Annotated in this window: 19 protein-coding genes and 1 tRNA gene; 13 read left to right on the top strand and 7 right to left on the bottom strand. The window is 57.5% G+C overall.

Annotation, left to right across the window (positions count from 1 at the left end):
* Positions 1-29 precede the first annotated feature (29 nt).
* Positions 30-233 (bottom strand): hypothetical protein, encoded by a 204-nt coding sequence (locus QMC91_RS05135; RefSeq protein ID WP_300236323.1) that lies wholly within the window; start codon positions 231-233, stop codon positions 30-32.
* Positions 234-1,019: a cell division ATPase MinD gene (minD, locus tag QMC91_RS05130; RefSeq protein ID WP_300236320.1), complete on the bottom strand. Its 786-nt coding sequence runs from the start codon at positions 1,017-1,019 to the stop codon at positions 234-236.
* A 751-nt stretch (positions 1,020-1,770) separates the two neighbouring features.
* Here minD and QMC91_RS05125 point away from each other — a divergent pair.
* Both QMC91_RS05125 and QMC91_RS05120 read left to right on the top strand, forming a co-directional pair.
* On the top strand, positions 1,771-2,151 hold the full coding sequence (locus tag QMC91_RS05125) for a roadblock/LC7 domain-containing protein (protein ID WP_300236317.1): 381 nt from the start codon (positions 1,771-1,773) through the stop codon (positions 2,149-2,151).
* On the top strand, positions 2,151-2,792 hold the full coding sequence (locus QMC91_RS05120; RefSeq protein ID WP_300236466.1) for a response regulator: 642 nt from the start codon (positions 2,151-2,153) through the stop codon (positions 2,790-2,792). Before QMC91_RS05125 ends, QMC91_RS05120 begins: the two co-directional genes overlap by 1 nt.
* Before the next feature lie 59 nt (positions 2,793-2,851).
* On the opposite strand, the gene QMC91_RS05115 is transcribed toward QMC91_RS05120, so the two are convergent.
* Positions 2,852-3,295 (bottom strand): phosphate-starvation-inducible PsiE family protein, encoded by a 444-nt coding sequence (locus QMC91_RS05115; RefSeq protein ID WP_300236313.1) that lies wholly within the window; start codon positions 3,293-3,295, stop codon positions 2,852-2,854.
* Positions 3,296-3,486: 191 nt separating this feature from the next.
* Here QMC91_RS05115 and QMC91_RS05110 point away from each other — a divergent pair.
* From QMC91_RS05110 to QMC91_RS05075, 8 genes are all read left to right on the top strand, one after another.
* Positions 3,487-3,560: transfer RNA gene (locus QMC91_RS05110), tRNA-Lys, on the top strand.
* Between the two features lie 79 nt (positions 3,561-3,639).
* Positions 3,640-3,891, top strand: coding sequence for a DNA-directed RNA polymerase subunit H (locus QMC91_RS05105; protein ID WP_300236463.1), 252 nt, complete (start codon positions 3,640-3,642; stop codon positions 3,889-3,891).
* A gap of 43 nt (positions 3,892-3,934) precedes the next feature.
* Positions 3,935-5,476 carry a DNA-directed RNA polymerase subunit B'' gene (locus tag QMC91_RS05100; RefSeq protein WP_300236310.1) on the top strand — a complete coding sequence of 514 codons (1,542 nt, stop codon included), beginning with the start codon at positions 3,935-3,937 and terminating at the stop codon, positions 5,474-5,476.
* Positions 5,473-7,287: a DNA-directed RNA polymerase subunit B gene (gene rpoB, locus QMC91_RS05095; protein WP_300236308.1), complete on the top strand. Its 1,815-nt coding sequence runs from the start codon at positions 5,473-5,475 to the stop codon at positions 7,285-7,287. Before QMC91_RS05100 ends, rpoB begins: the two co-directional genes overlap by 4 nt.
* A 21-nt stretch (positions 7,288-7,308) precedes the next feature.
* Complete coding sequence (locus QMC91_RS05090; RefSeq protein ID WP_300236305.1) at positions 7,309-9,957, top strand: DNA-directed RNA polymerase subunit A'; 2,649 nt, start codon at positions 7,309-7,311, stop codon at positions 9,955-9,957.
* Positions 9,954-11,126, top strand: coding sequence for a DNA-directed RNA polymerase subunit A'' (rpoA2, locus tag QMC91_RS05085; RefSeq protein WP_300236303.1), 1,173 nt, complete (start codon positions 9,954-9,956; stop codon positions 11,124-11,126). Before QMC91_RS05090 ends, rpoA2 begins: the two co-directional genes overlap by 4 nt.
* An 11-nt stretch (positions 11,127-11,137) precedes the next feature.
* Positions 11,138-11,425, top strand: a complete 288-nt coding sequence (locus QMC91_RS05080; RefSeq protein WP_300236300.1) for a 50S ribosomal protein L30e — start codon at positions 11,138-11,140, stop codon at positions 11,423-11,425.
* A 3-nt stretch (positions 11,426-11,428) separates the two neighbouring features.
* Complete coding sequence (locus tag QMC91_RS05075; RefSeq protein ID WP_300236460.1) at positions 11,429-11,878, top strand: NusA-like transcription termination signal-binding factor; 450 nt, start codon at positions 11,429-11,431, stop codon at positions 11,876-11,878.
* Between the two features lie 18 nt (positions 11,879-11,896).
* Here QMC91_RS05075 and QMC91_RS05070 read toward each other — a convergent pair whose 3' ends face one another.
* The 3 genes from QMC91_RS05070 to QMC91_RS09980 all read right to left on the bottom strand — a co-directional run bounded on the left by QMC91_RS05070 (position 11,897) and on the right by QMC91_RS09980 (position 18,227).
* A complete protein-coding gene (locus QMC91_RS05070; protein ID WP_300236297.1) occupies positions 11,897-12,937 on the bottom strand; it encodes a DUF1786 domain-containing protein in 1,041 nt (346 codons plus the stop codon).
* A gap of 92 nt (positions 12,938-13,029) precedes the next feature.
* A complete protein-coding gene (gene nrdD, locus QMC91_RS05065; RefSeq protein WP_300236295.1) occupies positions 13,030-18,063 on the bottom strand; it encodes an anaerobic ribonucleoside-triphosphate reductase in 5,034 nt (1,677 codons plus the stop codon).
* A 2-nt stretch (positions 18,064-18,065) separates the two neighbouring features.
* Positions 18,066-18,227: a hypothetical protein gene (locus QMC91_RS09980; protein WP_366944377.1), complete on the bottom strand. Its 162-nt coding sequence runs from the start codon at positions 18,225-18,227 to the stop codon at positions 18,066-18,068.
* Between the two features lie 310 nt (positions 18,228-18,537).
* Between QMC91_RS09980 and thpR the strand changes: the two genes are divergently transcribed.
* Positions 18,538-19,080 (top strand): RNA 2',3'-cyclic phosphodiesterase, encoded by a 543-nt coding sequence (gene thpR / locus QMC91_RS05055; protein WP_300236292.1) that lies wholly within the window; start codon positions 18,538-18,540, stop codon positions 19,078-19,080.
* Positions 19,077-20,456 carry a CCA tRNA nucleotidyltransferase gene (cca, locus tag QMC91_RS05050; RefSeq protein ID WP_300236289.1) on the top strand — a complete coding sequence of 460 codons (1,380 nt, stop codon included), beginning with the start codon at positions 19,077-19,079 and terminating at the stop codon, positions 20,454-20,456. The genes thpR and cca overlap by 4 nt, the downstream gene beginning before the upstream one ends.
* A gap of 41 nt (positions 20,457-20,497) precedes the next feature.
* On the opposite strand, the gene QMC91_RS05045 is transcribed toward cca, so the two are convergent.
* Positions 20,498-20,866, bottom strand: coding sequence for a hypothetical protein (locus tag QMC91_RS05045; protein WP_300236286.1), 369 nt, complete (start codon positions 20,864-20,866; stop codon positions 20,498-20,500).
* Between the two features lie 669 nt (positions 20,867-21,535).
* Between QMC91_RS05045 and QMC91_RS05040 the strand changes: the two genes are divergently transcribed.
* Positions 21,536-21,985: RNA-guided endonuclease TnpB family protein (locus QMC91_RS05040; protein WP_300236283.1), on the top strand; the 450-nt coding region annotated here is incomplete at its 3' end.

The following is a 21,985-nucleotide window of genomic DNA, read 5'->3' as shown; positions in this document are numbered from 1 at the left end:
TCTCATACCCCTGAATAAAGGGGAGATCTCTATCTCCGGATTTTCGTGTACTCCTCCACGCTTCGTGTCAGTTGTTCCAGTTCGCTCCCGGTTATCTCCATCCTGCCGGCCAGATCCTCTACCTCTTTGAGGAGCTGCTGAATACGCACGTACATCACGTACATTATAAACAGCAGGCATATGATGATCGCCGAGAGCAGGACTATCATGATTGCATTAGTGTCCACAGTCATTCAAGTTTCTCTCCTGAATAATACGCGGGCAAGCCGCTCAACGAATCTTTCCTGCACCTCTTCAGGGTTTTCCTCAATAGGTATACCCGCCAGTGATGCTGCAATCCTTCTGAAAGCTTTTGATGATTTTGACGCTGGAGATCTGACGACAACCGGCATTCTGGCCGCCGAGGCCTCTCGGACGCAGGGATCTTCCGGGATGCTACCTATGATCGAGACGCCGAGCGCTCTCTCGACCCTTTGCCTGATTCTGTCGTTCTTCTCCGGTGTCGCCCGGTTCAGGATGGCCCAACCTACCGTGCCTCCAATGGTCTCTGCCAGAACCCTGACCTTGACGGCATCCACGATCGAGGCAATCTCAGGGTTCACAACCAGCAGGACCTCATCCGCCACAGTGAGAGTTACAACCGCATCAGGGCCGATTCCGGCTGGAGCATCAAGTAGCAGGTAGTCACAGCGGTCGGTGAGATCCCGGACTACGTCGATGAGCCGTTCTGGATCCACGTTCCGGAACCCCTCGAGCGAGAGACCACCCGGTACGACCCTGAGGCCGTAGGGCCCCTCGTAGATTGCGTCCAGGATCGGTGCCTCCCCCGCCAGGACATCATTCAGTGTGACCGGAGCCTCGGAGAGACCCAGCACAAGCCCCAGGTTTGCCAGACCTATATCTGTATCGACGACACATGTCTCCCTCCCATGCTGGGCCAGCGCCACGCCCAGGTTGGCGGTGACGATCGTCTTTCCAGTTCCACCTTTTCCGGAGGTGATTGTATAGGCCCTGATCATCCAAAACCGTCCCAGGGATAAAAATAGTAATTGCCAGACTTAAACCTATTTGTTTGAGTCTTCGCGCCGAAGAACTTAAATGTAAATTGCACGCTACCATATAGCAGTTTCTTCCTGTTCCTTCAGGCTGTGCCCGGATCCCCGCTGAAACCCTGCATGCGCGGATGCCCCGCCCGATCTGCATCTTCGCAGACCGCCTGCCTGTCCTGGAGCGCGGGGGGCCTGATTTTCTGCAAGAGGCAATTCTTTCCGGAGAGCGAGAGGGGGGAGGTAGGTTCTGCCCATTCAACATCATCCCCTGCTTGCAACGCTCCATTGACACAATGCCCCGGGAGTAGGCCGTCACTTTTCGGTCTCACCAAACACTCTTGTGAACTACCCCGCGCCTCTCGGACGGGACCTTCCTGCTATCATGGACAACGCTTGCATCACAGAGGTGTGATGTAGGGGTGTTGTCTCCACAGGCCCAAAGGGCTGTTCCATCCCAAGTTGTTGATGCGATTTGTACCGCCACGCCGAGACCAGTACGTTCGGTGCATCACATTAGCATACCAAACAGGATATTATCTACCGCAGGGAGGGGACTCTGCTTTCATCCCCGCACCGGTTGACCGGGGACTTCCAGCTCCGCCCCCCACCCCCGTAAGTTAAAATCGACCATGACAGATAAAACCAGGTGCTGTGGTGATTCGATATTCATATATGGTGCGACGCAGATATTTCAATGCGTTAATAGCAGGGGTAAAATCAGATGAGCAGTCATCCCTTTGCAGAGGGGAACGTTCAAAGGTATATCGATGAGATCCGGTCAGTCACCGGCGTTGCCGCGTTCGCTCTTGTGTCCTGCGAGGGAACTATTATTGGCAAGCACTTCCCCGATGGGAGCATTACGTCTTCCATTTTTGCAGCAATGAGTGCAACAGTCCTTGCATCGGCGGAAGCGGTCTGCGCAACTGTGGCTATAGATCGGCCCTCCCTGATTACCATCTCCTCAAACGGAGCTGCAATCCTCATCGTGAGTATCGGGGAGGTCGCTCTGATAGCAGCAGTGATCGATAAGCCTGGAGACCTCCAGGGATTGGAGAGACAACTGCTTGATATAGCGGCCAGGATCAGAGAGGAGGTGGCATGATGTATACGATACTGATAGTCGACGACAGTCCAATGATCGTCGACGTTTTCGCTACCATGCTTGAGCGTGGGGGTTATCGGCCGATAACCGCCTTGAGCGGCGAAGAGTGTCTTGAGGTTCTGAAGACAGACCAACCGGATCTGATCCTCCTTGATATCATGATGGAACCGATGGACGGGTGGGAGACACTTGAGAAGATCAAAGCCAGCCCTGCGACAAGTAACATCCCGGTTCTCATGCTGACCGCAAAACCCCTTACCCCTGAAGAGGCAAACGAGTACGGCCCCTACATCGAGGACTACATACTCAAACCCACCACCCACCATCAACTCTACGAGGCCATCGAGCGCGTGCTGACACGCCGGCATTCGATCTCCGCCGATATCGAACGAGCACGCAATGCCGGTGCGGATCCGAAGCTCATTGAGGAGTACGAACGCCTCTCAAAGAGCGTCGATATCAACCGCCGCCTCTTAAAGATCCTGGAGACAACCTACAACATCAAAGATGATCGTGCCGGAATGAGCGAGGAGATAACAAGAGCCATAAAGAGTATGGCCACAAGCATCAAGATCCAGGAAGAACGACTGAATCAGATACGCACCCGGATAGAGTCACTATCCGGGAGCCAGGAAGCCTGAAACGTGGTCACTCTCCATCCTCCTTTGCGGTAGAGATTTCTCCTCTCTCACGTACAGAACTAAACTGCATCCAGGTATGTTTCCTGACGTTCCTGCCTCCCGATAAAGACAACCGCGATCGTCAGCACGAGAATCGCCGCGAGTGTCACGCCAATCTCGGTGGGTTCGTGGACCTCTATCCCGAAGACCAACACCCGTCGCACCATCGCGGTGATACCCGCAATCAGGATCGGCGTTACCAGCACCTTTTTTGTCCTGAAATACGCTGTCACCGTCTCCAGGATCTCCACCAGGATGAGGGTCAAAAGGATCGCATGCAGCACCTGCAGGACACCCTGTGTCATCTCGTCAACGTGGATAAGCGCCACCATCTGGAGAGCAACATCATACAACGAGACGAGCGCAAGCGCGGATAGTGCGACAGCAATGAGAAGGTAGATGCCCTGGGCAACCCACGATATAGCGGGTACTGCATTTTCGGCATAGTATCGTGAAGGAATCATGGATTCACCCGGTTCGGCGACGTATGTACAAAACAGATGCCCGGGAACATTAAAATATTCCGATATGACTCGTGGAGCCGGAAGAAGATTGAAAGGTTTATAACATCAGACCGCTAACCATGTTCTACGTCTCCAGGTAAATTATTTATACTCTTCTCGCATTGTAATAATGCTAGATGGCAGTACGCGTGGGGCCTATAGCTCAGTTAGGTAGAGCGCCTGGCTTTTAACCAGGTGGTCGGGGGTTCAAATCCCCTTGGGCCCGTTGCCATGGGCGATGTCTATGGGTTTTAGCAAGGTGATTCATCTGATATGCAACTTTTTCGTTGATGAGGTGTAAGGAGATGGGCACTTCATTGAACGTACTCAAACACGAGATGGTACCTGACCATCAGATCATGAGCGAGGATGAGGTTGCGGAACTTCTTGCAACTTACCGAATATCCTTAGAACAATTACCGAAAATCTACCACGACGATCCTGCAGTGAAGACCATCAATGGCGAGGTAGGAAACGTCATCCGCATCATTCGTGAAAGCCGAACCGCTGGCAGGGCCGAAGCCTACCGAATAGTCGTGAAAAGACCAAAGAAATAAATTCAGAGGCCGGGAGCTGATCCATCTGTTAGACAGAAGTGTTTTGTCCAGGGCATATTTTGCGCGGGAACATGTTGCGCGCCACCAGTTAGACTCTTATAACAACTTTCTCCTGCACAACCTTCAGGAAGTTGTCGATGAACAGAGAGTCATCGAGACCGATATCGAGTCCCGCGGTAAAGGAAAAGAGGCGGTATGGGTTGAACTGGGAAGGATAGAGGTGAAGAAACCCCTCGTCCGTGAAGCGGACGGATCTCAGTCCGAGCTCTTCCCGAGCGAGGCACGCCTACGGAACCTCACCTACGCCGCGCCCATACAACTCGAGATGAAGCTTATCCAGGGAGGAGAAGCGCAGGATCCGATCGTCACCACCATCGGGCAGCTGCCGGTGATGGTGGGTTCGGCCGCCTGCAACCTCTACGACATGAAAGATACCGAAAGGATCGAGCATGGCGAAGACCCCCTCGATCCAGGCGGCTACTTCATCGTCAACGGCACAGAGCGGGTGCTGATGACGCTCGAGGATCTTGCCTCAAACAAGATCATGACCGAATTTACCGAACGCTACAACGAACGGATATACGTTGCGAAGGTCTTCTCGCAGTACCGGGGCTACCGCGCGCTGGTGATCGTTGAGCGGAACCGCAAAAACCTGCTGGAAGTCTCGTTCCCCTCAGTCGCCGGGCACCTCCGGTTCGTTGACCTGATGCGGGCGCTGGGGCTCCAGGGTGACCATGACATCGTCGAGGCGGTCTCAACCGATGAGGATATCCTGACCTTCATGATGCAGAACCTGGAGGAGAGCGAGTGCGACACCGTCGACGAAGGGATCATGTACGTCGGCAAGAAACTCGCGCCAAACCAGACCCGTGACTACCAGCGCAAACGAGCCGAGTTTGTTCTTGATAACTACCTGCTTCCCCACTTAAACCACCTGATGCCGGCTGGCTTGAAAGAGGATGACCCGGGTTACAGACCGGCGGTAGAGAGTGTCCGTCTGGCAAAAGCACATTTCCTGGGGAGGATGGCCGAGGCCTGTTTCGATCTCGTACTTGAGCGACGCAGAATAGATGATAAGGACCACTACGCTAACAAGCGGCTGAAACTTGCGGGCGACCTTATGGAAGACCTATTCAGGATCTCGCTCAACCGCCTGACGCGAGATGTTAAGTACCAGCTTGAAAGGGCCAGCATGCGCCACCGCGACCTCTCGATCGGCACCGCGGTGCGCGCGGACGTCCTGACCGAGAGGCTGCTCCACCCGCTTGCCACCGGCAACTGGGTGGGGGGCCGAACCGGCGTATCCCAACTCCTGGACAGGGTCGACCACATGGCAGTTCTTTCGCACCTCCGCCGTGTGATCTCCCCGCTCTCACGTTCACAGCCCCATTTTGAGGCCCGTGACCTGCACCCTACCCAGTGGGGACGGATCTGTCCTAGCGAGACGCCAGAAGGGCCAAACTGTGGGCTGGTGAAGAACTTCGCCCAGATGGTCGAGATCAGTAACGGCGTCAGCAACGAAGTGGACGTGAAGAACATTCTATACGAAATGGGCGTTATCCCCCTCAGGAGAGAGACAGTATGAGACAGTCGCGTGTCTTTGTTGACGGGGCCCTGATCGGACTTATCAACGATCCGGCGGATCTTGTCAACCGGTTGCGCGAGATGCGCCGCTGCGGCAAGATCCCGTCTGAGATAAACATATCCTACAAAGAGTTCAACAACGACGTCATCGTCCACACCGACCGGGGCAGGGCACGCCGGCCGCTGATCGTGGTTCGAGAAAGTGTTCCCCAGGTAACTGAAGAGGATATCGAAAACCTTCGGAACGGTGAGATCGCCTTTGACTACCTTGTGCAGAAGGGCGCGATCGAGTTTGTCGATGCCGAAGAGGAGGAGGATCTCTTCATCGCCATAAACGAAACGGATCTCACCCCGGAGCACACGCACCTGGAGATCGACCCCTCGCTAATCCTGGGCATAGGTGCGGCGCACGTTCCGTTCCCTGAGCACAACGCCAGTCCCCGTGTCACAATGGGAGCTGGGATGGTCAAACAGGCGCTCGGGTTCGGCGCAGCAAACATGAAACTTCGTCCCGACACCCGGGGGCACATGCTTCACTACGCCCAGAAACCGCTCATCTACACCCAGACCTCCGATGTCATCGGATCCGACGATCGGCCGGCTGGCCAGAACTTCGTCGTCGCCATCATCTCCTACGAGGGGTTCAACATTGAGGACGCCCTGATCATCAACCAGGCATCCATCGACCGTGGTCTGGGGCGCTCGCACTTCTTCCGCACTTACGAGGGTGAAGAACGGCGTTACCCCGGTGGTCAGGTGGACCGGATCGAGATCCCGGACGAAGAGGTCTCAGGAGCACACGGTTCGGAGTACTACGCGAATCTGGACATCGATGGTATAATCAACCCCGAGACAGTTGTGCGCGAGAAAGATGTCCTGATCGGCAAGACATCCCCCCCCAGATTCCTGGAGGAGCCTACGAGCGAGCTGATCGCCGTCGAAAAACGGCGCGATACATCGGTCACTATGCGGAGCAACGAGCACGGGATCGTGGATACGGTCATCATCACGGAAGGGGAGAACTCCTCACGCCTGGTAAAGGTCAGGACTCGCGACCTCCGGATACCGGAGGTCGGCGACAAGTTTGCGTCCCGGCACGGGCAGAAGGGTGTCATAGGGCTCATCCAGCCCGCAGCGGATATGCCGTTCACCGAGTCTGGCATGACGCCTGATCTTATCATCAACCCCCACGCCATTCCGAGCCGTATGACCATCGGACACATGCTCGAGATGCTGGGTGGAAAGGTGGGTTCGCTCGAAGGGCGCCGCATCGACGCGACGGCGTTTCGGGGTGAGCGGGAGACAGAACTTCGGAAATCCCTCCAGGAACTCGGGTTTGCGCACAACGGTCGCGAAGTTATGTATGACGGTGTCAGCGGACGGCAGTTTGCGGCCGATATCTACATAGGTGTCATCTACTACCAGAAACTCTATCACATGGTCTCGAGCAAGATGCATGCACGTTCGCGCGGCCCGGTGCAGGTCCTCACCCGCCAGCCTACCGAAGGCCGTGCCCGTGAGGGAGGGCTCAGGTTCGGTGAGATGGAGCGCGATGTGATGATCGGCCACGGTGCGGCCATGGCGCTAAAAGAAAGACTCCTCGATGAGTCGGATAAGGTGACACAGTGGGTCTGTGCGAAATGTGGTATGGTGGCTATGGTCGACCGGAAGAGGAAAGTTACCCGTTGCCTTACCTGCGGTAGCGAGACCGACATATACCCTGTCGAGATGAGTTACGCGTTCAAGTTACTCCTCGATGAGATGAAGAGCATGGGCATCGCTCCCCGCCTGAGGCTCGAAGATATGGTATGAGAGAGGGGGCAGTTTCAAAAAATGACCAGTCCTAAACGTGTTGGAAAGATCGAGTTCGGGCTCCTCTCGCCGAAGGAGATCCGAAAGATGAGCGTGCGAAAGATCATCTGGGCAGACACCTATGACGATGATGGGTTTCCCTATCCGCAGGGGCTTATGGACCTCAGCCTTGGTGTCATCGACCCGGGTCTCCGTTGCAAGACCTGCGACCAGAAGGCAGCCGACTGTCCGGGCCATTTCGGTCATATCGAGCTTGCAAAACCCGTTATTCATGTAGGCTACACCCGGTTGATCCGTAAACTACTCCGTGTGACCTGCAGGTCGTGTTCAAGGCTGCTGATGACCGCCGAAGATGTCGAGAAGATCGTCGGCACCGAGGAGAGCGACCTCACATCAGAGGTAGTCTCCGAGAAAGACATCAAGAAAGAGCGGGTCTGTCCCCACTGCGGCGAACAGCAGCTCAAGATCAACTTTGAGAAACCCACCACCTTCTCCGAGGTCTTTGTGGAAGACGGCAGAAAGATCGAGCACAAACTGACCCCGGCCGACATCCGCGCACGCCTGGAGAAGATCCCGGACGAAGACCTGCGCGCTCTCGGGATCAACCCGGACGTCGCGCGGCCTGAGTGGACTATCCTTACCGTTCTCCCCGTTCCGCCAGTAACAATGCGTCCCTCGATCATTCTTGAGAACGGACAGCGGTCGGAGGATGACCTGACCCACAAACTCGTGGATATCATAAGGATCAACCAGCGGTTCAAAGAGAACCAGGATGCCGGCGCACCCCAGCTGATCATCGAGGACCTCTGGGAACTCCTGCAGTACCATGTCACCACCTACCTCGACAACGAGGTGGCTGGTTGCCCGCCTGCACGGCACCGGAGCGGCCGGCCCTTAAAGACCCTTTCGCAGCGACTCAAGGGAAAAGAAGGGCGGTTCCGCGGGTCCCTCTCAGGAAAACGTGTCAACTTCTCGGCCCGTACCGTGATCTCACCTGATCCGAACCTATCGATCACCGAGGTCGGAATCCCGCTTGCCATCGCAAACGAGATGACCATCCCTGTCCGGGTAACACCGTTCAACATCGAGGAGATGCGGCAGTATGTCCTGAACGGGCCAGAGCGCCCAAAAATCGGGTCGCCATGTGGCGCAAACTACGTCATAAGACCGGACAACCGGCGGCTACGACTCTCAGAGGCAAATCTGGAGACGGTCGCAGAGATGCTCGAGCCAGGCTGGACAGTGGAGCGGCAGATCAAGGACGGAGATATAGTCCTCTTCAATCGACAGCCTTCGCTGCACAGGATGAGCATCATGGCGCACCGGGTTGTCGTGATGGATGGGAAGACGTTCAGGCTTAACCCGGCCGTCTGCCCACCATACAACGCCGACTTCGACGGCGACGAGATGAACCTGCATATACCGCAGACCGAAGAAGCGCGGGCCGAGGCCGAGATCCTGATCGCAGTGCAGGCAAACATTCTCTCACCGCGAACAGGCGGCCCGATCATCGGCGGTATACATGACCACATATCGGGCATCTTCCTCTTAACCCACACAATCCGCCACTTCGACAGGGCAACGACGCTCTACCTCACAAGGAACCTTCCCCTCGATCACCTGCCCGAACCTGCAGATAAGGACGGGGACGGGAACGCACTCTGGACAAACAAACAGGTCTTCTCGCTAATCCTTCCCGACGATCTGAACATGGTCTTTCGGGCTTCGTCATGCCAGAACTGCGAGACATGCCGGAGGGAACTCTGTGAGAATGATGCATACGTCCGGATCGTCGATGGTAACCTGCTCTCAGGAACCATCGATAAGAAGGCGATCGGCGCGTTTGACGGCCAGATCCTGCACCGGATCATAAGGCAGCACGGAATGAAAAGGGCGGCCAGGTTCATTGACGACGTGACCAAACTCTCGATCCAGGCGATCATGCTGGTGGGGTTCTCGTTCGGCATCGATGATGAAGACCTCTCCAAGACAGAAACCGGGCAGATCACGGAGGTGCTTAACAACGCCATCACCGATGTCGAGCGCCGGATACGGATCTACAACGAGGGGCAACTTGAACCGATGCCAGGCCGGACGCTTGAAGAGACGCTTGAGATGCAGATCATGCAGGTGCTCGGCAAGGCCCGTGACCGCACCGGTGAGATCGCCGGCCAGCACCTGGGGATGGATAACAGCGCCGTCGTGATGGCGGTCTCCGGGGCACGCGGGTCGATGCTTAACCTGACCCAGATGGCCGGGTGCCTCGGGCAGCAGTCAGTTCGTGGTGAGCGGATCATGCGTGGTTACGAGGATCGGACGCTGCCCCATTTCCGGCGCGGCGAGCGCGGTGCAGAGGCGCACGGGTTCATCATCAACAGTTACAAGAGCGGTCTCTCCCCAACCGAGTTCTTCTTCCACGCCATAGGAGGGCGTGAAGGTCTTGTGGATACCGCGGTCAGGACTTCACAGAGCGGTTATCTCCAGCGGCGGATGATCAACGCGCTGCAGGACCTCAAGGTAGCCTACGACGGCACTGTTCGGACTACAGGCGGCCGAATCATACAGTTCCGCTACGGCGAGGACGGTACCGACCCTGCAAGGAGCAGTTACGGTGCTCCGGTGGACGTGAAAGGTATCGTGGAGAGCGTGTTGAAGGAGGAGGTCAAGTGAACAGTGAGATGGAACAGGAGATAGACGCCCTTGATCTGCCATACCGGACGCGGGAGGACCTGAAAGCAAGTCTTGCGGGGCGGGAGATCACAAGGGAACAGTTCGAGCGGATTGTGGAGATGGTCTCCAAAGAGTACCAGAAGAGCCGGATAGAGCCCTGCGAGGCGGTAGGTGTTGTGGCAGCGCAGTCGATCGGCGAGCCTGGCACCCAGATGACGATGCGGACATTCCACTACGCGGGTGTGGCCGAGATCAACGTCACCCTCGGTCTCCCCCGCCTCATCGAGATCATGGACGCCAGGCGCGAACCGAGCACCCCGACGATGGCGGTCTACCTGCTGGATGACTGGGCGTTCGATCGCGACCGCGCCCGCGAGGTGAGCTGGCAGATTGAGGCCGCGCCGCTCCACGAGTTCGGGGATATCACCATCGATATGGAGAATATGCAGGTTCTTGTTCTGCTGAACAGGGCGGTCTGTGATCGGCGAAAGATCACGGTGGATGAGATCCTCGAGGCAGCGCCGCGAAAGATCCGGGAAAGACGGCATTACCGTGACTTTGAGGTTGATGCCGACCCGAAAAAGCCTTCGATCACGTTCTCCCCGAAAAACCAGGAGAGTTACCAGAACCTCTTCCAGCTCGCAGAGCACGTCAGGAACGTCATTGTCCAGGGCATCGATGATATCGAGAGAGTCGTTGTCAGAAAGGAGGGGGGAGAGTATATCCTTTATACCGAGGGCTCCAACCTAAAGGATGTCTTCGAAGTCGAAGGAGTTGACACCTCCCGCACCCGGAGCAATAACATCAGCGAGATCGCAGATGTTCTCGGCATCGAGGCCGGCCGGAATGCAATCATCCAGGAGGCCCTGGCAACACTGAACGAACAGGGTATCAGCGTCGATGTCCGTCATATCATGCTCGTTGCGGATATGATGTGCATGGACGGCGAGGTCAAGCAGATCGGCCGCCATGGTATCGCCGGTGAGAAGGAGAGTGTCCTTTCCCGGGCTGCATTCGAAGTGACAGTCAACCATCTGCTGGATGCGGCAATCGCGAACGAGGTGGACGAACTGAACGGCGTTACCGAGAACGTTATCGTGGGCCAGCCCATCCAGCTTGGTACCGGTGATGTCAAACTAATCGCAAAACCATTAAACCTGAAAACCTAGGAGAAATCGTAATGGACTTTAATGCTTCACTCCGCAAAGCCGTGAAGACTGGTACAGTGTTCCTGGGCCGGAACAAGACCCAGGAATGCATCGAGGAGGGCAGGGCCAGACTGGTTGTTGTGGCCAAGAACAGCCCCGAATCTGTCAAAAATATGGTGAATGGGATCGATATCCCTGTCTACGTCTATGAAGGATCGAGTATCCAGCTCGGAAAGGCCTGCGGCATGCCGTATGTTGTCAGTGCTCTTGCCGTGGTCGAACCGGGCGAGTCCGATATCCTGAACGCCGTGAGAGTGTAGATGATGTCGCAGGTCACGCTGACTGAGGAGTGTATGCGCCTGATCTCCCAGTTTGAAAGCCTCACCGGCGCAGGTAGCCGCGATTGCGTGGTTGATAACCGCAACGAGCGGCTCATCTTCGTGATCAATCCCGGGGATATGGGACTTGCCATCGGCAAGGGTGGATCGAGCATCAAAAAGGCTTCCGAGGTAATGGGGAAACGCATCGAGGTTGTGGAGTACTCCACCGACCCCGCACAGTTCATCCGGAACTGTTTCCTTCCTGCAAGGGTCACCGATATCGAGTTCGATACAGACGAAGAGAGTCGGCGGATCGCCCGTATTGAGGTCATGGACGATGACCGCGGCCTTGCCATCGGCAAGGCGGGTAAGAACATCTTCAAGGCGAAGGTTCTCGCGCAGCGCCAGCACGACATCGACGATGTTGTGCTGATGCAGAGCGAGACCGCCTGAACATCTTTTTTTACGCCGTTACCCCTCACTTCTCTCCCGAAACACCTTCCAGATATAGGCGAGCCCGAAGCATCCCGAGAGCATCATATCCCCAAACGGCGCCGCCTGGTAAGCCTCCGACAGCAGTCGGAGACGGTTTGGCCCGGTTACCACAACGGCATCGGTTGTAAGGGGTTTCCTGACAGCAGCCCCGTGACCGCCATCCTCAAAAACCTCCTCCGATGTCAGCGTCCCGTCAGCGAGTCGCCGGATGTAGTGGCGAAGTTTCCCCGGGTTGAGTGCGCCAGTGTGGTGCTCGAAGAGGCCGTGGATCTCGCCCCCCTTCAGGGTAAAGCAGAGCGTGTGGCCGTTCCCGACATTGACCAGAGTCACCCCGGTCCGGGCCATCCGCCTGACCACGGGATCGCATAGCGCCCCGATGAGGGCGACGGGGCCGGTATCGGTGACAAGGGCCCCCGGCGCCTGACGTCGGACGGCCTGCATCCGGGTCATATCTTCAGGCGGGGGATCGGAGATTAGAGAGAGGATCTCCCATCCACCGGCGTCAAGCCGTTCCCGCATAAATTCGAACCTGTGTATGCGGTTGCTCCGGTGCGGTGAGTAACCGTGGTCCTGGACTGCTATCGCAACGTTATCGGGGTAATCTACACCAAAAAGGGCGAGAGCCTGTCCGATCTCCTGCTCCATGTAATCGGTGGTGCGGACGGTCATCGCATCTGAGGGGGGATCACTTCGGATCTCAAAGCCCAGCGCCCGCACCCGCTCCGGGTTGTCGTGGATGGTCGCTCCCGCGTCCGGTGTGACATAGACGGGGAAACCGCGTGAGAGGTGCTCCCGTAAAGCGCCGACGTTTGCACCACCGCCCATCAGAAACCCCTCCAGGAAGACAGGGCGACCGGCCCTGGTCGCCTCACGGACCTTCTCCGCAACGATCACGGTCGGCGAGGGAAGAACCAGTTTGATGCTGTTCTCGATCGCCCTGCCGGGTTCGTAGACCAGGATATCCTGGGTGCCCCGACCGACATCGATCGCGATGAGTGGATTAATCAGATCGATCATGCATGGCCTCGTATTCTAATCAGTTTGTCTCCAGCGCGACGATCCATTTATATAAGAATCGCCTCCCGTATCCAAAAAAGGATGAACCTTCTTCAGGCATCCACCCGGTCAACCTCCAGGGTCGTCACCGGGTGCTCAGCCATCTGCCCGGATCTCACCGGCCTGTATTCGCGGAACTCTTTGAGGGAGACCGTCAGATCGCGGGTGAATGCAAAGTAACCGATCTGGGTTGTCCGGCAGAGGTTCAGCGCCATCTCCATCAGCCCACGGGGGTCAGGGCGGGCCTCCCCGAGCCATATGTGAAAGATGTTCCCGCCGTCCACTATAGGGAAGAAGACATGCTCGATCTCGATCCGTTTCGTGAGCGGGACTGCCGCTCCCGGCGTTACGTGTGTCCCGTTGGTGTAGTAGATGGGGAGGTCAAGCGTCGTGCCAAGCATATCGAGCGCTCGTTCGACATCGCCCTTGGCCACCCTGATCGCATTATCGCGGAACCGTTCGTCCAGGAGATCGGCAACCGCAAACCGCTGGCCGGTCGTCTCCGCAGGGGTGCGAGCGAGGGCGATCGTCATGTTGTGTTTCTTTGAGAGTTCACGGGCGTAGAACTCGAGCTCGGTCATCGCACGGACAGCCAGGCGGAAGGCTTCCTTCGACTCGTGGAGCTGGTAGCCGGTGAAGTGCTGCACCATCTCGTTGACACCGACGACGCCTATGGTATAGACGAGACCTTCCAGATCCACGGCCACCGCGCCGCGTTCGCCAGTGTACGGGTCCTTCGGGCGCTGCATCGCAAACGGCATCCGACCGCTCCCCCGGATCAGGGACATCCACCGGCGCTTGATCCGGAAGAGGTCGACTGCGATATCCATGAGAGACCTGAGCTCGGCAAAGAGTCGTTCCTGATCGCCATCGGCCTTGTAAGCCGCCCGCGGACAGTTGATCGACATAACCTGCCATGAACCCATCGAGAAGTGTTTCCCCTCGCGGAAGTAGAGTTTGTCCTCAAACTCGTCGTCTTCGTCGGCAAGCGATGAGAACTGGTAGGCGCAGCAGTTCCCGGTCACTATCCCGAGCGCGTTTGCAAAGGTGTGGGTGCCTGCGACGTCGACAAGGTCGTAGACGTAACCATCGTGGTCCACCGTCTCGATCGATCGAATACGGAGCGGGTGCACATCCCCATACTCAAGAAGACCGGCAAACACTTCTTCCTCTTCTTCTGCGATTGGTGGGATTACGATGGTCACCTGGACCTTCTCAACCCCATCACCACTGTACCTGCTTGCACAGGCAAGACCGGTGCATCCGGGTGTGACCTGAGTCTCGGGGATCAGCGCGAACGGGCAGCCGTTCTGCCGTCCTCGGGGCATCATTGGAGGGTAACCGGTCTCCGCCTGGAACCTCTCTATCTGGTCGTTGTCCGTTATCCTGCAGGTGTAGACCCTGTGGGGGACGCTGTCTGGCGGTAGACCAAAAAGCCTGTCCCTTTCGGCGTAACTCATCTGGACACCGATCCTGCCGCTCAGCCAGACAAGTTTCTGGGCGACTTCCCTGGAGGCTACATTCAGCCTGATGCTCCTGGCAGGGCGGCCGGAGGCCTTCTTATCGGTTGCGCTGAAGACCGCACCAAGGTAATCCGCCACCAGAGAGCGATCGAGGTTGAAGACGAGATCCGGAACAGACTTATCGGCATCGGCTGAAGCGCAGCCCAGGGCGACAAAGAGGAGGTAGATGAGCTTGCTGCTGATGATCACCGCCGTTCCCGATGCCGTCTCACAGACCTGCGGCTCGACCCCCAGGACCGCACGGATGCAGGTGGCGGTATCCGTCGCGAGGTCCGCATCCCCTCCCTCAAACGTGAATCTGACGGTATAACGCCGCGCCAAACGCTCGCTGCGCCCTGCTGCAAGATAGTAGCCAAGGAGTCTGACGAGTTCGCTGCTGACCGGCAGAAGACGGGGCAGACTGACGCGCCCGGATGTCCTGAGGGTTACAACATCTCCGGTGACGCGGATCGAACTGCCGTAACCAACCTTAGCCAGGGTCTCTGCAACCTCGATCTCCTCAACCGGCCGCTCGCAGAACCCCGTCGCTTTAAGCACCGGGAGACAGTCACCCACGGCGAGTTCGCCTGCAACATCACGGACAAACACATCCCCATCGAGGACGTAGACCGGATGATCGGGGGTGACCGTGATCTCACGACCCGACTCCAGGGTGATCCGGAGGAGTTGGCCAGTATACCGTCTACGCATAACACCGTGGAACGGTCGGAGTGACGCTTCCTGGGTTTCAAAATCGACGCTCGGTGTTCTCCCATCATAGTAGGCGAGCTCAGTTCCGAAAGTATCTATCCGTCTCCCGTTCTTTGCCGCAGTATCGAATATCTCCTGGATATGCCTTACACTGATCCGGCCCTCATCATCGGCCACCGGAACCAGTTCGTCCCCTGCCAGGCACTGGTAACACGATATACCCTCCCCGGCACCACGGTAGGCCGGTATCTGGTTGTCGTAGTAGGGGGTGCCGTACTTGGACGCGAGTTCAAACGTCATCAGGTAGAGGTCGTGGTAGGTCGGGAGGTCTGGGTGGTTGCGGTTGAACTCCTCGTCCTCGGTGAGGAAATCGGGCTCGATGCTGATCTCGGGTTTCGGGAAGGAGAATGGTTTGCCCCAGTAGTCCCCCTCGAGCATCACCTCCATCAGCGCCTTGAAAAGGAGTCTGACCTCCCGCTCGAACTCGCCGTATGTCCGGAGCGGCGCCTGGTTTCCGTCCCAGACCTTGCCGCGGAAGACGCAGGGCTTGTCCTTCCAGAGGGTGGGGACGCCGGGTGAGAGCTGGACCGACGAGAAGACTACCTGACCTCCTCTGGCGACCATCATCTGGGTCATCTCGTAGACGAACATCTGCATCAACTGCTTGATCCCGTCATAGTCCATCCCCTCAAAGTATGGTGCCATGAATGTCAGGAAGTTGTAGTAGCCCTGGCCACCGGCAAAGTTTGTCTGGGCGGAACCGAGCGCCTTGACCGCATGGAGAACCGCCACCTCCGCCCGCTTCGCCGGGCCGGCAACAGAGGCTTTTGTACCGTTGCCGTCGGGCATCAGACCATAGTAGAAGAAGTAGCGAAGGTCCCAATCCTGGCAGTTGTGGATGAGGAGGCCGTCGGAGGCGAAGAACGTGTGGCTCTCCTCGCTCCCGTCGCCGTCGAGGAAGAGGTCGTAGACGTACGCTCCGGTCGGTTCTGCCACAGAGACCTCGACGACGGTCTCCTCCTGCTCTCCAACCTGCATCTCCTTCACCGCAGAAAGGAAACCGTCGATGTGGTCCTGCCGCTCATCGAGGAACGTGGCGTACCGGGCAAATGTCTCAATATCCTTCCGCCCGTTGATCTGGAGGCGGTAGAGTGTCCGCCGCTCTTCGTTATCTCCGTAGAGTTCGACGATGTGGGGTGTCATCCCAAGCGATGTGAGCAGGAGCGAGAGTTCCTGCCGGAGGGTCGGTGACTCGGTGGTGTAGTTGACGATGCAGTCCGATTTTTCCGGGCAGTAGTATGCCGAGCCGTCTCCGGTGAAGAGAGCGGAAAGAAACTCGTGGAGGAGCACATCGTCAAGATGGTAGGCTATCCAGGGGAGGCGCTTCCTTGCTGCCCCCTCAGGGATGCCGAAGACATAGCGGAAGAGCAGGTATGCCGGCTTCCCGCCGAAGTAGACCTGCGGCGCCCGGTTGCGCCCCACCTCGGCCCCGTAGATGGTCGTGGTGTCGGGAGCGCCGCCGGCGATCGTTGCATAGGTGTTCAGGGCGGTGCGTGCCGGGGCCAGGATGGCGGGTGCCTGGCGGTTCTCGATGATCGCGAGGTTGTACTGCCCGGCCTCTAGAGAAACGTTGTAGTTGCCTTCCGCAACGAAGAGCCCGAGGAGGCGGATGAGTTCGGGGGTGAGCGTCAATAGAGCAGGCAGCTCGTGCTCGCTCCCCGTGACCCCGATGGTGACCCCGGCGTAATCCTCGATGCCGTAACGACTGCAGAACGTGCTGAAGAGTGCGACCGGCATAATTCCGCGCGTATACCACTGCTTCTGGTGCTCAATGCCGAGGGCCCGCGATATGTCGGAGTATGAAGAAGCCCGGCCGCTCCGGACCACTTGGGCAAAGATCTCTCCTGCACCGCGGACGTAGACGTTCTCAAGGAGGTGGGCCGGGACCGATGCAGGCAGTTCCCGGACGAGATCGATCGCCTCGATCGTCTCCCCGCGCACGGCACCGGCCCCGCTGATCCTGTAGAGGGCGTCCCCGGCGCGTACTTCGTCGGCACGGCGGATGGCCATCCCCTCGCCGGTCCGCACCGGGATACGGTGCTCCCGGGTGACCATCAGCGTTCGTCCGCCTGATGTCCGGATCCTGAGCATCTCGCCCGGGTTCACCGTCCGGCGGGTCACCTTTAGGACACGTCTCCAGCCTTTTGGCGTGAGCGCGGAGAGGTCCAGCGGTCGCCACGCATCACCATCGATCGGGAGTTCGTCTGGACGGATGCTCCGGATCCGGTTACCCATCCGAACGGGTATGGCCGTGCTCCCGTCGATACAAAACGGACGGGTCCCGAAGTACTCCAGGTCGTGGATATGGAGATCCCCGCGGAGGTGGTGGTCTGCAAGGTCAGGGGGGAGCTGCAGGAGGTACTGCTCCTTGCTTATCTTGTCGGCCTTCTTCTTGTGTGAGGTCTCGGCATTCTCCTGGAGGTTGGCGTTGTCGTGCGCTTCAAACCCCCGCCCCACATCGATGAGATGGGCATCGAAGACCGGGGTTCCAACCCTGGTGCAGACGTTACGGTACGGGATCAGCCCTCGCTCAAGGAGCGTCATGTTGACGATCTCGCGGATCAGGGGCCCTGAAAGGGACTGAAGCCCCAGCATCTGGATCTTTCTCTCGACAAGCCTGGCAATCTCTTTTGCCGTCTCCTCGTCTGCCCCCTCGTAGCCGTAGAAGACCTCAACAAGCCGGGTCTCCTCCACGATCTGCCTGATGATCCGATTTCTGTCCCAGTCAAGGAGGTAGCCCCGCGAAGTCCTGACCTTTGGAAATGTGGGGACAAACTCCCCGAACAGCGTCGTCTGTGTTGACTTACGGCTCAACCTCACGCCTCCACGATCAGACAGGCAACCAGGTCTTCCCGGAAGACGCCCCCGGGAAAGAGGTCGGCTGACGTATAGAATATGTCGCCCTTCTGCAACACCGGCGCCTCCTGAACGAATACCCCGTTCATGCGAAGCTCGGTCAGCGCTTCAGCGGATGCCATGTCGCACTCGATGAAGGGCACGCTCCTGGAGGCCAGAAACTCTTTCAGGATCTCGCAATTCGGGCAGGATTCCAGCGTATATACGATGAATTGCGTTGTATCGGAAATGGCAATACCCCCGGATCATTCGGTTATTATGATCTCGTTCTGTGGCGTTATAACAGGTATCATTCATTTCTGAGCAGAGCAGGAGGGACACCAAACCATCGTTGCGATACGCCCGGGAACTCGCAGCCCCCGCCCCTTCAAGCCGGTTTTCCGTAGTAGACAATCACCTTTTGTATGGTGAGGCAAGATAATACGATATAGTATGGTCAGGACGTTTGTTGCAATCGATCTGACGGAAGAGATCCGCGAGCGCGCCCGCGAGTCACAGGAGATCCTGAGAGAGGCGCCCGGCCGACTCGCCATCGTCGAGCCCGAAAATATGCATATCACGCTCAAGTTCCTTGGGGAGGTCGACCCGGCGGCGATCGAGGGGATCGTCATGACGCTCGAGGCGACGAAAGCCGAACCCTTTGAGATAACGGTCGGTTATCCTGTCTGCGACCACCCACGGAGACCGCGGGTGATCTGGTGTGACGTCACCGACTCGGGAGAGAGCGCCGCCCTGGCCCGGCAGGTGGACGGTCTCCTGGAACCGCTCGGGTTCCCGAGGGAGAAGCGTCCGTTCCACCCCCATGTTACACTTGCACGTGTAAAAGATCTCCACCCCGCACTAATAAAGGAGGTGGAGCGTCGTATACGCCGCGAACCGCTCGGAAGGTGTCTGGTGAGCGCCATCAAACTAAAGAAGAGCACGCTGACACCCGGCGGTCCGATCTACGAGGATCTTGCGGAGGTCGCGCTTTGACGCGGTTCCCCTGCGAAGAGGAGGTGCTCAGGAGGATCCGTCCAACACCTGAGGAGCGGACTTACATCCGGACGATGGGAGAGCGCCTTATCGAGGCAGTTGAGCGGTCGGGGAAGGCGAAAGCGATGATGGTTGGCTCGGTCGCCCGTGATACCTTCGTTCGGGGTGACCGTGACCTGGATATCTTCATTCTCTTTGACACCTCCCTCTCCCGCCAGGAACTTCAGGAGGAGGGGTTATCGCTCGCACGCCGGATCGCCGATGAATTTGGCGCAACCTGGCGCGAGAAGTACGCAGAGCACCCATATGTCAATGCCACAATAGATTCTCTGGATATCGATCTCGTCCCATGTTACGCGGTGGCGAGCGCCACCGAGATCAAGAGCGCCGTTGACCGGACGCCTTTTCATACCCGTTATGTCCTTGCTCATATCGACGGATACGTCGACGACGTCCTCTTATTAAAGCAGTTCGCAAAGTCCGGCGGCGTCTATGGTTCGGACCATATGACCTGCGGGTTCTCCGGTTATCTCTGCGAGGTCCTGACTATCTACTACGGCGGGTTCCACCCTCTCCTTGAGGCTGCAGCCCGCTGGAAACCGGGGGAGGTGATAGATATCGAGGGACACGGGACGAAGGAGTTCGACGACCCGCTTGTGGTGATCGATCCGGTCGATCCAGAGAGGAACGTCGCGGCGGCGCTATCGCTCTCGCGGATGTTTGAGTTCGTGGAACTTGCACGCGGTTACCTTGAGGAGCCCTCGGAGGTGTTCTTCTGCCGCCCGCCCGCACCGGCGCTAACCCCGGAGGTCTTCTCCCGCCTCCTCTCTGCAAGGGGGACGTACCTATATTCTATAACCTTCAAAACACCCGATCTCACCCCCGATACGGTGGTGCCTCAACTACGGAAATCCGCCGAGTCAATACGCGACCTCCTGGAGAGAAGCGGATTTCCGGTGAACCGGAGCGACGTCTTCATGGGGGAGAAGCGGTGCATGCTGCTCTTTGAATTGATGGCCGAAACCGTGCCGGTGATGCGCAGGCATATCGGCCCACCGCTCTGGTCGAGTGAGAACTCCCGGAAGTTCCTGGAGAAGTATGTCAGGAAAGAGGTCTTTGCCGGGCCATACATCGAGGAAGGGCGCTACGTGGTTGAGGTAGCCCGTAGGTTTACCCGCGCCGTCGACCTGCTGCGGTCAAACACCCTCCTTGATACCGCGCTCGGGAAGCACGTCCGGCGGTCTATGGAAGAGGGCTGGAACGTGAGGAGCGGCGCTGAGTGCTGGGACGAGGAGTTTGCCGTCTTTCTCTCACGGTTCCTGGACCGCGCATCGCCTCTTGCCAGGATAAAGAGGATGGCAGGGAGATCGTCCTGACCCGCGAGGAAGTCGGGGCCTGGACCATCCCGAAGATACCCCTACAAACCGGTGCCGCCAATCCGCTTTTTCTCGTCGCTAAGAGCCCGAATCACAAACTCGTCCGCTGAAGGGATAGTGTCGGTCGAAACGGCGCACGGAGTCTCCTCCCGCGTGTCGAGCCTCTTTATCCCGCCTTCTCCCTCCGGCCGATAGGCGTATCTGACTTCATAGACCGGTTCAGGACCCCTCAGTCCGGGGTGGTGCGCCCGGCCGTAAGCGATCGCAACAGCCCATTCTTCGTCGCTGATGTCCACGTAGACTGTCCCGAGCAGCATTCCGCCAGCGCCCAGTATCTGGGTTCTCGATTCAAACGATTCCACGGCACTCTTTACGGTGCCTTTAGGGGAGTATCCATAATAACGTGCCATTCTTCACCTTACCTGCGGTTGTGTCTTTGCCGGTGATGTTACAGATTCCACGGTCGCACGGGTCCCCCTGAACGCCGGAGCATTCCCCTCCGGAGTCGCAGTAGGCCGGAGGGGGTTAATACAAGTTTTTTGGTGTTAGATCTATTTAATTTGATCGTTCCGAACCAGACGCGGCTTAACAGGGGACAATCGAACAACACCGTCTGGCTGCTTTGCCCTGGTTTGATGAAACGCTTCCGATGCAACCGGGGTTTTTGCAAGAGACGGTTGAGGGGAGGGGAGAGAGGGACGTTCAGCCCGAACCCCCTCAGTCCCTCCACCGATCTGGGGTTCTCACCCGGTAGAGTGCCATGGGGGGACGTCTCCGGCCAGTCTTATTCCAGTCCACTCCCATGGCCTTCAGGGTCTATCGTCACGCAATGCCCGCCACCCTGGGGGGTGGTGGTGGTCGATGAAGGACGTTTAATGCGAATGACTCGAGAGCACCGATGAAAAAGTTTGATCGTCTCTCGCCCATACTACCGGAAATGGTGGTGCATTTATCTTGCGGGGGTGAAGGGGGCGGAGCTGGAAGACCCCAACCCTTCAGGGTGGGGATGAAAGCAGAGCCGCCCCTCGTCACACAATTACCAGAGACTATATATTATTATAAGAAGACGCAATCCTTATATGCTTCAAGCCTACAGGTATCGGATCTATCCATCGAGAGAGCAGGTTACGCTCCTTATGAAGCACATCCATGCCTGTCGGTTTGTGTATAACCATTCTCTGGAGCAGAAGATCCGGGCATACGAGCAAGAAGGACGCAAACTTTCCTGCTATGACTTGAACAATCAACTTCCCGCTCTCAAGGAAGAATATCCGTGGCTCAAGGAAGTCAACTCGCAGTCGCTCCAGAGTGCAAACAAGAATCTCGACAATGCCTTCACCCGGTTCTTCCGCGAGAAGAAAGGATTTCCGCGATTCAAATCTAAGAAGAACCCGGTACAGTCCTTTCAGGTACCGCAACACTACGCCGTGGATTTTGAGCGCAACCGGATCAAACTCCCCAAAATCGGTGAGATCAAGGTTGTTTTCCACCGGACATTCACCGGAACGATGAGGTATGCGACGATTTCG

The organism is Methanoculleus sp., assembly GCF_030019085.1.
Classification (GTDB): domain Archaea; phylum Halobacteriota; class Methanomicrobia; order Methanomicrobiales; family Methanoculleaceae; genus Methanoculleus.
This window is presented reverse-complemented; position numbering and strand designations above follow the sequence as displayed.

Bases quoted from the DNA above. Each gene is read 5' to 3' on its own strand.
- rpoB (WP_300236308.1), top strand. From the start codon at position 5,473: ATGAGACAGTCGCGTGTCTTTGTTGACGGGGCCCTGATCGGACTTATC.
- QMC91_RS05115 (WP_300236313.1), bottom strand. From the start codon at position 3,295: ATGATTCCTTCACGATACTATGCCGAAAATGCAGTACCCGCTATATCG.
- QMC91_RS05105 (WP_300236463.1), top strand. From the start codon at position 3,640: ATGGGCACTTCATTGAACGTACTCAAACACGAGATGGTACCTGACCAT.
- QMC91_RS05075 (WP_300236460.1), top strand. From the start codon at position 11,429: ATGTCGCAGGTCACGCTGACTGAGGAGTGTATGCGCCTGATCTCCCAG.
- QMC91_RS05125 (WP_300236317.1), top strand. From the start codon at position 1,771: ATGAGCAGTCATCCCTTTGCAGAGGGGAACGTTCAAAGGTATATCGAT.
- QMC91_RS05135 (WP_300236323.1), bottom strand. From the start codon at position 233: ATGACTGTGGACACTAATGCAATCATGATAGTCCTGCTCTCGGCGATC.
- thpR (WP_300236292.1), top strand. From the start codon at position 18,538: ATGGTCAGGACGTTTGTTGCAATCGATCTGACGGAAGAGATCCGCGAG.
- QMC91_RS05080 (WP_300236300.1), top strand. From the start codon at position 11,138: ATGGACTTTAATGCTTCACTCCGCAAAGCCGTGAAGACTGGTACAGTG.
- QMC91_RS05070 (WP_300236297.1), bottom strand. From the start codon at position 12,937: ATGATCGATCTGATTAATCCACTCATCGCGATCGATGTCGGTCGGGGC.
- QMC91_RS09980 (WP_366944377.1), bottom strand. From the start codon at position 18,227: ATGGCATCCGCTGAAGCGCTGACCGAGCTTCGCATGAACGGGGTATTC.
- QMC91_RS05090 (WP_300236305.1), top strand. From the start codon at position 7,309: ATGACCAGTCCTAAACGTGTTGGAAAGATCGAGTTCGGGCTCCTCTCG.
- QMC91_RS05120 (WP_300236466.1), top strand. From the start codon at position 2,151: ATGTATACGATACTGATAGTCGACGACAGTCCAATGATCGTCGACGTT.
- QMC91_RS05045 (WP_300236286.1), bottom strand. From the start codon at position 20,866: ATGGCACGTTATTATGGATACTCCCCTAAAGGCACCGTAAAGAGTGCC.
- minD (WP_300236320.1), bottom strand. From the start codon at position 1,019: ATGATCAGGGCCTATACAATCACCTCCGGAAAAGGTGGAACTGGAAAG.